This is a genomic window from Sedimentimonas flavescens, assembly GCF_019264375.1.
In the GTDB taxonomy this organism is placed as follows: Bacteria; Pseudomonadota; Alphaproteobacteria; order Rhodobacterales; family Rhodobacteraceae; genus Rhodobacter; species Rhodobacter flavescens.
The window spans coordinates 1-11743 of sequence record NZ_JAHVAI010000019.1; the positions used below are offsets into that span (position 1 = coordinate 1).

Genomic DNA, 11743 nt, shown 5'->3' on the forward strand with positions numbered 1-11743 from the left:
AGATCAGACATGTTCACCGCTCGGTTTTCGAGCCGTGAATCATGCCGGTAAACGGAAATCAATGGGTCCTGACCCTAGATAAATAGACGACCGAACCCTAATCTCTAACGCGTCCTAAAAAAACCTCTCAAGCACGCACGTACGTCACATAGAAGCCTTTGATCATTCTGTACTCTTGCAGACGATCCCCCAATGAAAACCCATCCCGACGAATGGGTGCCTGATAAATATCGAGCCCGCGATCGAGCACAATTTTCCAGCCCGTATCCGCAACAATTGTGCGTGCATGACCTGTGCCGGTGCCATCAAACTTCCAAGAAAACTCTACACCGCTTCCGGTGCACGCTTCGACAATACTGTCGAGTAATTCGCGCTGCTTTGAGATGTTCCCATCATCCGGCCCGGTCGTAAGATGAATGGCAACCTGATCCTCTGGTGCCTTACGCCGAATGACCATCTCCACAAATTCCATCATATTCCGAATCTGATAGAAATAGCGGATGTAGGGATCCGTCACGTCAATACGAGTGGCTCCTTCGATATACGGACCGAAAAGCCCATCATATGTCAGCCCCCTGCGGTTCTCTGCATAGTCATGGTGGCCCTCCAACGCGCGCGACGGTTCTGGCGCCGTGCCTTTCGCCATCCCGTCAGCAGTATCCTCATCTATCTCAATCAGCGGCTCATCATCTGTCATGTCCGCGCTGCTTTCCGCCAGATTCTCAACGCGGCGCTTTTTGTGGTAATACTGTGGGAACTCTTCCTCTTCGACGGTCGTAATCCGTCGCTTCTCGCCGCTTGAGCCTACATAGTAAAAGTCAACATCGGGATAGGTGCTGTCGATGCGGAAGAGCTGATCCTTGACCCGTTTTCGGCTCTCAAGGGCAAGACGCAAAAGCTCTTCCATTTCGGTCTCGGTTTCGCTGCCATCCGGAAAGATCACCTTCAGCAATCCCGACATAGTCTTGTAAATTGCGTCACGATCTCGCGTCGAAATTTTCTCGCTAATCCGGAAGAAGCGTTCGGGACGATTGGAAAAGTCCTCCTGCCGGAGATGGCGCAATATTTCTGCCAGATAATCTACAATGAAGCCGTAACCCGAGGTGAACATCTCGCCCCGGATGACATCCACTTCCCAGCCAGGCAGGTATGCATGTAGACGATCAATGAAGGCTGAGTCATGAAACTGGGAAGGTAGCGCCTCGAACAGGTCACTGTTCTTGAGCATGAATGGAACGTTGTGATCGGTATTGCCAACGAATGCAAAGCTGGCCTCTGCACCCATTGGGTTCACGCCACGTGAGAAGCTCTTGTTCGCCATGTAGTTTTTCATGATGTCGACGAGGGCCTTGTTCGCCGTTTTCTCGCGCCCGGCAAATTCATCGAAGGCGACGACATCCCAATACCCCACCAAGCCAATTCGGCCGTTGGAATTGTTGACGAACAGCTTGGGGATGGTGACCTCTCCGCCTGAAATCAGCTGACCATGCGGCGAAAACTCTGAATAGATATGGGACTTACCGGTCCCCTTGGGACCAAGCTCGATAATGTTATAGTTGCGCTCGACAAATGGGATAAGTCGCATGAGCTGCAGTAGCTTGCTGCGCCGCCCGAAAGCCGCCGGATCAAAACCGATCGACTGCATGAGCAGATCAATCCATTCGTCCGTTGTGAATTTCGAACGCGCTTCTTTATATCCCTCATAGTCGACGCGCGCGATTTGGATAGGTTTGATCGTCTCGAGAATCCAAGGCGATAGGCGATTGTCTTCTGAGAACTCATATTGGACGTCTGCGATACACCACACTCCGGTCACTAGAAGCTTGGGGTGTGCCTTGACCGTACCGCTGTCGACGGCAACCTTCTTGATCCCAAGGTTGTCGAAAGTGGCCTCGTAGCTATCCGTCTTTTCGTTTAGAGCGACGCTTACCTGGTCGATGACCTTGTAGCGCCCCTTCTCCTTGATCGTGGACTGGATGAGTCCTGCTTCGCTACGGTGCACGTAGTGCTTACGTAAAATTTCCTTGACGGTCTCGATCCCACTCTCAATCGAAGCATCATCGTCAGTCGCGCAATATTGACCCAAGAGGTATTCAAGCACGTAAGTGGGAACGATCGCGTTGCCCTTGACCGCCTTCACCAAGTCCTTCCGGACCACGAATCCCGCAAAATGCTCATTGATCTTAGCGTCCAGATCACTCATGGGCCCGCTCCTCAGAAGTCAAAATCTGTTGTAATGCCACGTTTCAACTGGAAGCGATGGCTCGTGTAGTCCTGATAGTGGCTAGTCTTGCCGACACGCTCCCGCAATTTCAAAAAAACGTCTTGGGTGTTGAACTTGTCTGCCTCGCGCGACATCAGGAATTTTCGCGGCATTTCGCGCTCACGTGCATTTTCCGACGTAAAATCGAACTGCAGGACATGTTCGTCTGAAATCAACGTGTCATCGGCGGCGTAGATCCCCGCGACCAACTCGCGCGCCTGCATTTTATCGGAGACCGGCTGCGCCTGATAGAAAATGACCGCCGTCTGACCAGACGTGATCTGGCTTCGGCCGGATACGATAATCTGCACCTCGACCTGGTTCACATCCGCCTCGCGCTGTTTGCCGACGCGGATAACCGGGATGACGATTTCCTGTAGCGATGCCCCGCCATGAACAAATCGGCTGCCAGCCCCTTTGACCCGCAGACGGTTTATCGAATTTGGGATCAGGACATCAAGGTCACCCGCGAGGCCCAGGTTGGCGGAGGTGAACTTCTTCATGCCTGCGGTCGCCTCGAGGCCGCGGCCTATGACGAACCGGCGATTGCGGAGGAGGATTTCCTCACCCTTGGGATCAGCAACAGCGAAGTCGCTCTCATCCAGCGCTCGGTGCTGATAAAGGAAGCCGTGGTCAGCCGTGATCACGATGTTCGAGAAATTCGCTGAAGTCAGCTTTCGGACCAGCCTGGTCAGCTCCTCAATCGCGTCCTCCGCGGCCTTTGGAAGTTGATCCTCGGTCTGCAGCTTGTCTCCGATCGCATCGATGAGGTTGTGGTAGATGTAGACCACATCATTAGCCCGGAAGAGCTCTTTGCCCTCATCGACCCGCATATCCAGCAACTCGCGTGCAGAGAGGGCCCTTGCGCGATCGCCTGCACGCCCTGTTGCCAAGAGCTTTTCGCGCGCAGTGAGGCCTTGGGTGCTTTCGCCACCAGACAAGACAGAGCCACCACCGTCAGGCGCGAAAGACAGCTCCCGGTTCGGCAAGAGCGCCGCCATCCCAAGCTGTGTATAGCTGGGCAGCGCGCTGATCATGGGCTGCAGCCCTGCATCAAAGCGGTTCAGCGCCCGGATGCGGCGCAAGCACTCTTCGGCCACCTCAAAGCGCAGGGCGTCCGAGACAATCACCACCACCTTCTGGTCTTTGCGACGGAACTCGGCCGCCTGTTCGACATAGAAGGCGCTCTGGCGCGCGTAGCCCGAAATGACCCAATCGGTCAGCCCCGTGACTTGGTCCTGCCAAGCGTCATTCAGCTTCAAGAGGAAGCTATTGGTATATCGGTTCTCGACCGCCTCATAGAGGTCCGAGAGCAGCGAGGCATGGCCGCTGCGCTGCATATGGTAGATGAATTTGCGATAGAGCTGATCGAGCTTGTACCAACTGCTGACATAACGCTTCACCCCTTCAGCAGGGCTTGTCATTCCAAGATTGGCTTCGGCCAGCGCCTGCTGGAACTCAGTCGCAAAGCCGATCGCTTGATAAATGTCCTCATAGGTTCCATACCAGTGGCTCTGTCGGCGTTCTCGGACCCATTTCAACACTTCGGACGCGCTCACGGTTTGGGTCGACATCGCATGGACAAGCTGTCGGATGATGTGGCGATCGATTTCCTCAAAATGATCAACGGCAATCACAGCGCGGAAATCGCGCCGCGACAAGTCTTGATGAATCTTCAAAAGGCTCTGATACCGGGCCGACAAGATCTCGAACGCCTCAGCCCAATGACGGTTGTTCTTCCAGCGCCGGAATACCAGTAGCGTCTCGGCGTTTAACGACCCATCCTCCCCCAAGGCGAGGGCATAGGCCGACTGGAACAGCGCGATGGCGAAGTCCTCGAAATCCGGCTCATCGGGCTTGTAGCCATAGGCCTGGCCGACCTGCTTCCAGAGGAAATCCGTCAGCCCCGAGCGATCGATCAGCCGCAGGGCGTCGTCGCGGCCCACGGCCAGCTCGCCGAGCAACGCCTCGATCACGGTGTCCAGCCCGCCCTCGGCACCCGCGCAGACGGCGAGCATCCGCAGGCGCATCTGGGCCTGGGTGTCGGACGCCTGCATCAGCCGCTTCAGCGCCTCGACGCGGGCCTTGGCTCGGAAGAACTCGATATGTCCGCGCACCACGTTCTCGAACTGCAGCGGCAGGCCCAGCTCGGCCAGCCAGATCGCCGCCTGGTCGGCCTTGAACACCGCCGAGGCCAGCTGCAGGTCCAGAAGCCAGTTGTCGGTCATCTCGGGCTCGGGCCCGTCCTTGAACAGCAGGAACTTGCCCTTCGGCTCCTGCCGCAGGATCCGGTACTTCACGCCGAACTCGTTATTCGTGATCTCCAGCTTGGTCACGCCGGGCAGATCGACCGCGTCGAACTCCGCCCGCATGTCGCGGTCGGCGTCGTACCAGAAGACGAGCCGCTTGTCCTCGAACAGCTGCCGCAGGCTGGCGGCGATGCGGTCACTCATCCGCCGCCTCCAGCCCCTTGATCGGCTTCAGCGCCGCGCCGAACAGCGGGTAGTTCCGCTTCACCCCGTCGTCTAGATCGATCTCGATCTTGGCCTGCGCCAGCGGGAAGATCACCTCGCGCTCCCATTCCTCCAGCTCGGCGAGCTGCTTGGCGATCACGCCCACGTCCTTCAGCGCCTTTGTCCGCTGGGTCTGGGTGGCGGCGGGGTCGTCGGAGAGCTTTTCCAGCCGCGCGCGCTCGGCCTCCAGCTTGCGGATGAACTCGCGCAGGTAGTCGTTAAGCAGCACCGAGACGGTGTCGGGCCGGTAGCGGTGCATGTAGATCAGCGCCTGGAACGTGCCCTTGGGGCTGGAGAACATCCAGTAGATCGGGCGCTTCTTGTAGCGCTTCACGTGGTCGTCGTAGAAGCCGCGCGTGAAATACCTGCGGATGTCGCCGACCTGCGCCTCGATGAAGGCGAGGTTCTCGCGGAAATGCGCATCGCCGAAGGTGACGCGCAGGAACTTGCGGAAGCGGTCCACGATGTCGTCGGCGAACCAGTCGGCATCCAGCACGGGGATGACGTTGTCCTCGTCGGGCGGGAAGCTGGGGTTCGGCACGCGGGAAAGGTAATCGGCCAGCGTTTCGCCCTGGTTGGCGAGGATCAGGCCCGGCGCGTTCAGGCTGTAGCGGCCGAACATGCAGCCCACGGCGTAGGACAGGAACTCGGCCATGGTGTCGGCGCGCAGGCGGGTTTCGCGCTCCTCCGCGGTGCCCTTCACGCCATAGCGATAGGCGGGGTTGCAGGTGAGGGTGATCTCCTCGATCGGCACCTCGGGGGTAAGTTCGTCCTGCAGACCATAGGCGTCGATGAAGATGCGGTTGTTCTCTTCCTCCAGCCGCTGCATTTCGTCCGTCATGCCCTGCCAGTGGGCACGCAGGCGGCCATAGGTGGCTTCCAGCGTCCCGGCCCGGTGATCCGGCGAGAGCAGAGGAAGCGTGGTGAAGTCCCAGGAGGTTTCGTAGGCGTCCCAGTCAGACTGAGCATACTGAACAAGCGAAGAGGTGTTGTTTTCTATCGCTGTGCGATGTCCTGCCGTGATTTTTGCCCAAGGCAAGCGTCCCACTGGACCCTGATTATAGTCCATCGTGGGCGCGAGCAATTTAAGGAAGAAGTTTGAGCTTGAAGAATTCAGCAGCGCAGTCAAGAGGCCGAGATCCTTGTCCTCAATCGGCTTGGCCATGGGCCCCTTTGCGTCATAAACGAAGCCACCTCGGCAAATCCGCGCGTTGAAGGATCCAACGGTTAGCGATGTCCATGTCGCAGCCGGGCGAAAATAGTACTCTAGGTTTTGCGGCCTTGATCGAAGCTTCCCGTTGTCATCGAAGAAGTTTCGAATCCGCACCCCGTCGTTTTCCCAATCAACAACGAACTCATGATTGCCGTACCATTTCCTAAAGGAGCCTCCTTTATGGTGCGGGAACCAGCGTTTCTTGGAATTCTTGGCCTCGGATCGAGAACTTGCTCCGAAGCAAGTGCGGTCTTTTTCGGTTTCAAACCACTGTCGTAGGAAGCGATCATTGTCGCCTGTAATAAGCCCTTGCCGCGGCTCGGCAAAAGCGGAAAGCGGGTCGTTGATCTCGAATACGTCAAGCGCGCGCGATGAGAGCCAGTAAGCTATCGGTGATCCTGGAACCTTGTGGAAGTCCTTCGAGGAGCCTTGGTGGCGCCAAGCAACCGATTTGTCGCGGATCGCCTCAAGGAAATACTTTGATTGAACGTCAGCCCCCACGAAATCATTCAGATCAATAAAAACACCCTGCTTGTCCGGTGCCTTTGAATGCTGGACGGTGAATGCGCAAATAGGAACATATGCAGAATCAAAGAAGGCGTGATATTCGGGCCGGACTAGGCTCGTGATGTGATTCTTCTCAGTTAGTAGTTTTCGAACGTCCTCATAAGAACTGATGAACATCCAAGTAAACGGCGTCATCAAGCCAGAAGCGCCGCCACGGAGCACAATTCCCGATATTCTCTTGATGAACGCGGCAAACAGATCGGAGTTGTATCCGCGATAACTCCCGTAGAGCCACGCTGCCAGCAGCTTATTCAGACCTTTGCCGCCGGCATAAGGCGGGTTAGCCACCACCACGTGATACTTCGGCGACAGCGCCTCGGCCATGCGCAGCACGGTGATGACGCGCTCCTGCACCTCCTTCAGCAGCAGGTCGCCGCCGAAGTCCCGCGCTTCCACCACCCGAAGCGTTTCGGCCGGGTCGCGCAGCTTCGGCACGATCAGCGAGCCGAAGTTCTTTGCCTGCTCGAACTGCAGCAGCGTCTCGCGCAGCTCGTCCGTGAACAGGTCGCGCCCCACCACGGCGGCCACGTCCTGCATCTCGGCCGGCGTGAAGGTCACGTTCTGCAGCACGACGATGTCGGGCTTCGCCTCCATCCGCAGGAATCGCCGCCGCCCCAGCCGCGCCGCCGCCTTCATCGCCAGCGCAAAGGCCGCCAGCGCCCCCGCGCGGTCGTCGATCTCCACCCCTGTCAGATTGTGCTGCAGGATCAGCGCAGGGATCCTGTCGGCCTCATACCCCTCTTCCTCGTAGATCGCGTAGAGCAGGTCGAAGGCATAGGTCAGCATGTGCCCCGACCCGCAGGCCGGATCGCAGACCTTGATCTCCTCGGGCTTGCCGATCTTCAGGAAATCCGTCTCGGGCTCTTCCGGCGCGATGTAGTAGTCCATCCGCTCGGCCAGTTTCGACCCCGGCCGGTTCAGCAGCCACAGCCGCCCCAGCGAGTTCTCGACCAGGTAGCGGACAATCCAGTGCGGGGTGAAGAGCTGGGTGGCGGCCGGGATGTTCTCGGCCGTGATTTTCTGGTTCTTCTTCAGCCCCGCGAAGACCTGATCCTTCTTCTCCGAGATGTAGAACTGGTAGAGCCAGCCGATGATCTCGACATCCTTGCAGTCGTCCTCGGGCATGGCGTCGCGCAGGCGGGCGAGGATCGAGGTCGGCGAGAGCAGATCCTCGGGCATCAGGAGTTCGGTGTAGTCGCTCACCTTCTCGAACAGGAAGGGCATGGGCTTGTGCCAGGCGTTGCAGGCATGGACGAGCAGCAGGCGATAGGCCTCGCCCTGCGGGTCTCGGCTGGGGCTGCGGCCCTCGAGCAGCGCGGCGATGGTGGCGGGCGCGCCCTCGGGCAGGTTGCCCGCCATCGCCTCGGCCAGGATCTCGGGCCGCGTCGCGTCGCCCTCGGGCGAGACGACGCGCGGGTTGGTGTAGCCGTTCACGTCCATGAAGCGGAGCGCGGTGAAGCGGTTGAACCAGGTGTAGGCGACCTGCTCGATAACCTGGGCCTTGCCAGTCTGCGCGATGGCGGCGTCGAGCTTCTTCATCGCCGCAGGGTTCTCGCGCCGGGCGGAGGAGGCCGGGTCGATCATGACGGCAAGTTTCGCAGTGACCTGATCGATCAGGAGATTGCGCGCGGCTTGCGCGAATTTCTTGAGGGCGTTGGTATCCATCAGACGATCACTTTCTTGCCCGCGGCGATCTCGGCCATCAGGGTCTTGCGCAGTTCGTTCACGTATTGGTCGACATCGGCCTCCTCGGCGAGGTAGGGGCGCGGATAGGCCACCTTGATGTCCGAGGCGTTGACGTAGGACGGCGGCCTTGGCGCCGGGGCGGGCCGGTCGTTCAGGCCGGGATCGGCCGGAGTGGGCGCCGGGGGCTGCGTCATCCGCGCGATGTCCGCCAGCATCTGCTGCATCAGGCCGGACCGCGCGCCATTCGCCCGGTCGCGCAGGATCGGGATCATGGTCACCGCGTCGAGCCCGGCCTTGTGCGAGGCCACGCTGCGGCGGATCTTGTCCTGCTGCTCAGGTGTGAGGGCCTGGAACTCGGCTGTCTGGGCGACCTTGTCGGCACATTCGTCGACGGCGGCGATCACCGCCTTGCGCTCCTTCAGGACATCGAGCTCGACCTTGTCCTTCAGGGCGTAGAGGTCGGTCTTCAGCGCCTGGATCGCCGTGCCCTTGTAGCAGTCTGGATCGCGCAGAGCGGCACGCAGCTTTTCGCCGGCGGCGGCATCCACATAGCCGATGTTGGCCTCTTGCGCCTGGAGGAAGTCGCGGACGTCGTCGTAGATCTCGCGCTGGGCCCCGCCCATGAAGCTGCGGATCTTGTCGAGGATGTCCTCCTTGGCGTTCAGCAGCGCGTCTTCCTGCTTGACCGGTTCGGTGATGTACCAGGCCGCGGGTTTGCCGACCATGGCGACCACCTGATCCCGCAAGGGCTCCAGCGCCGCGACGAACGGGTACTTGTAGTTTTCGGTGACGAGCCGGTTCAGTTCGTCCGCCAGCTTGCGGACGCTCTCCGTCCACTCGCCGCCGAGAACCCGCGCATCGGAACCGTCTGCAGGCAGGCCGAACAGTTCCTTGTAGAGATCCTTCGCCGCGCGGATCTGGGATGAGGTGAACTCCAGCTGCGGGGTGAGGAGGATATTGCCCAGCATGTGGCTGTTGTTCAGCGCCCGGGCCAGTTCGGCGCCTTCCAGCGGCGTGCCGTCCGAGCGGGCCTCGCACTTGCCTTTGCCGGACAGGCTGGCGGTCAGGCACAGGGTGGCGACCGTTGGCCAGCCGTAGGGCTTCGCCCCGAAGCGTTCGGTCAGATACTTGGCTGAGACCTTCACGCCGTTGCGGGCCTGGCTCTGAATGTGGTTCAGCACATCCTGTTCGGCTTCCGTCAGGCCGGTACCGGCTTCACCAAACAGGGTGGACGTCGGGCTGGCAGCCTTGGCGATGTCCGCCTCGACGTAGTTTACACCCCTCAGCATCGGCAGGTTCACGTAGACCTTGTCGACAAGCGCCTGGAACGCCTTGACGATGCGGTCCTGGGGATCGTCGCCGCCGATGTCCAGTTCATCGCCGCGGACGAAGAGCCGGGCCGCGGCCATGAGTTTCCGCAGCCGAAGCTCCAGATCCTTGGCACGACGGCTGTTCTGCTCTCCCTTTTCCAGGATGATACGGTCGCGGCCGGGCTGCGGCGACCCGCTGCGCGACTGCCGGATGAACTTGTCAGTCTGCCGGAACAAGGTCAGGTCCCGAATGAACCGGACATCCGGCTGCAGCACGATCGCCAGCTCCTCGCGCCCCATGTTGCGCATGCGCACGGCATCTGGAGCAGCAGCATCGTCATTGAATGGGCTGATGATATTGATCGAGAGCTCGTATTCCCGACCCAGCAGGTGGTCGTCGAGTTTCCGGCTGAAGGAATACTCATAGCCCGTGGTCAAGTGCTTGATCTTGCGGTGCCGGAGGATCGTGTCGAAAGCAAGGGTTTCGAGTTCCTTGCTGATCTCGGTCGGATCGACATCAAGCGCCTTGATCTCAGCCTCGACATCCTTCTCTTCATTGGTCAGGAACTCATAGACCTCGCCATTGCGCTGGATGTACGTTTCGCGCTCGAGTCGCGCCAAAGCATCCTCAATCTTGCGACGTTGTCCCGCCTGATCGGCCTCGAACTCAGACAGCAGAAGAACGCTGATATTGCGGACAGTCGGTTTGAACTCCTTGACATATTTGACAAGGAACAAAGCCTTCAGCACGCGGACCGCAAAGGGATCGTCAAGGTTCCGTTCGGCGATCTGGACGGACTGTTGAACGGAGGACTTCAACGCGGTGCGGATCCCCTCGAACATCAAGTCGAAGGTAGCAAGACCCCCGACAGGATGATCGGCAAGGGTTTTAGCCACCTCCTGGAAGACGCCCAGCATCGAGCGTTCGCCCACGGAGCTGTGCTTGCCCTCGAAAGCATTGTGCTGGGAGAGCGACGTGATCGCCATCTGGAAGAGCGTGTACTGATAGGGCGGGAACGGATAGCTCGCGACGAAATGCTCGCGGTCGCGGTAGTTTTTCAGCCGGATCGAGCCGTCGGCGAAATCGAACAAAGTCTTGAGGTTGTTTTCTTCCTTATCGTGCAAATTGCCGAGCATGATCTGGGCTGCGTCGGTCTTGGCCAGCAGGCGGCGTTGAATGACCTCTGCCACATCCGCTGAGTTCAGGGGCATGCGGTTGGCAAATCGGGCCTGAATCTTCGAGAAGTCGTTTTCCTGCCGGGCCGTCATATCGCCCACGACCTCGGTGATGGCCTGCTGCGCCGTCACGATGATCCACGCCTGACCCTTGCACTTCGTGTTCAGGCTCTCGGCGATGGTCTGAAGGTTGGTCATCAGCTTGACGTTGTCAGCGATGTACTGACCGACCTCGTCGACAAAGAAATTCAGCCTGAAGTTCGGTGCCTGGCGGTCAATCCAGGCCTTCACCGTGTTGGCGAAATCCTCGATAGAGACCCGAGTATCCTTTCGGTATTGTGAGAGGATGTCTTTGGCGTCCGCAGCATCGGTCCCCGTCGCCTGAGCGAAGGCCGCAGCGATATTGCGCCCTTCAAGCAACGCTTCCTCGCGGCCTCGTGTCTCCCAAGACTTTCCGGAAAGCTCCAGGAACGCCGCTTTGAATGCATCAAACTGGCAGCGCTCGTCGAGCTGCCGTTCAAACTGTGCGATATGTGGCTGCTTGCCGTAGTAGCCGCACATTTCGTCGAAAACCTTCTGGAACACTGAAAGCAGCGCATCGACATCAATCTTGGAAATGACGTCAGCCTTTTGGTCAATGTTGAACAGGATCGATTTGGACGGGACCGAGACTGCCTTGCGCAAGGCGCCGGCGAGCATCGGTTCGTCTTTTAGCTTTTCTGCGAAGATGTCGAACGCCCTGACCCCGTCCACTTCCCGGTTTTCAAGCAAGAGCGCAAGCATCTTCAAAAGGTGCGACTTACCCGAGCCGAAAAAGCCGGAGATCCAGACACCATTGGCCGTCTTGTAATTATTGTAGGCGTCGAGGAATTGCTCAAGCCTTTGTCCGATTTCACCCGTGATGACATACTCATCAAGTTCGGTACGCAGGCTGGCTTCGTCATCTGCCTTGATGACGCCGTCAATGGACCGATCGACAGGCTTCTCAAAAATATCACGCATCGCAACGGTCATT

At 58.9% G+C, this 11743-nt stretch carries 4 protein-coding genes; all 4 read right to left on the reverse strand.

Annotation, left to right across the window (positions count from 1 at the left end):
* Positions 1 to 127 precede the first annotated feature (127 nt).
* The 4 genes from brxL to brxC are packed head-to-tail and all read right to left on the reverse strand — an operon-like array spanning position 128 to position 11742.
* Positions 128 to 2203 carry a BREX system Lon protease-like protein BrxL gene (gene brxL, locus KTQ37_RS14785; protein ID WP_218631286.1) on the reverse strand — a complete coding sequence of 692 codons (2076 nt, stop codon included), beginning with the start codon at positions 2201 to 2203 and terminating at the stop codon, positions 128 to 130.
* A gap of 11 nt (positions 2204 to 2214) precedes the next feature.
* Positions 2215 to 4716: a BREX-1 system phosphatase PglZ type A gene (gene pglZ, locus KTQ37_RS14790; RefSeq protein WP_218631287.1), complete on the reverse strand. Its 2502-nt coding sequence runs from the start codon at positions 4714 to 4716 to the stop codon at positions 2215 to 2217.
* On the reverse strand, positions 4709 to 8221 hold the full coding sequence (gene pglX, locus KTQ37_RS14795; protein WP_218631288.1) for a BREX-1 system adenine-specific DNA-methyltransferase PglX: 3513 nt from the start codon (positions 8219 to 8221) through the stop codon (positions 4709 to 4711). Before pglX ends, pglZ begins: the two co-directional genes overlap by 8 nt.
* Positions 8221 to 11742 (reverse strand): BREX system P-loop protein BrxC, encoded by a 3522-nt coding sequence (gene brxC / locus KTQ37_RS14800; protein WP_218631289.1) that lies wholly within the window; start codon positions 11740 to 11742, stop codon positions 8221 to 8223. Before brxC ends, pglX begins: the two co-directional genes overlap by 1 nt.
* Position 11743: the final 1 nt, after the last annotated feature.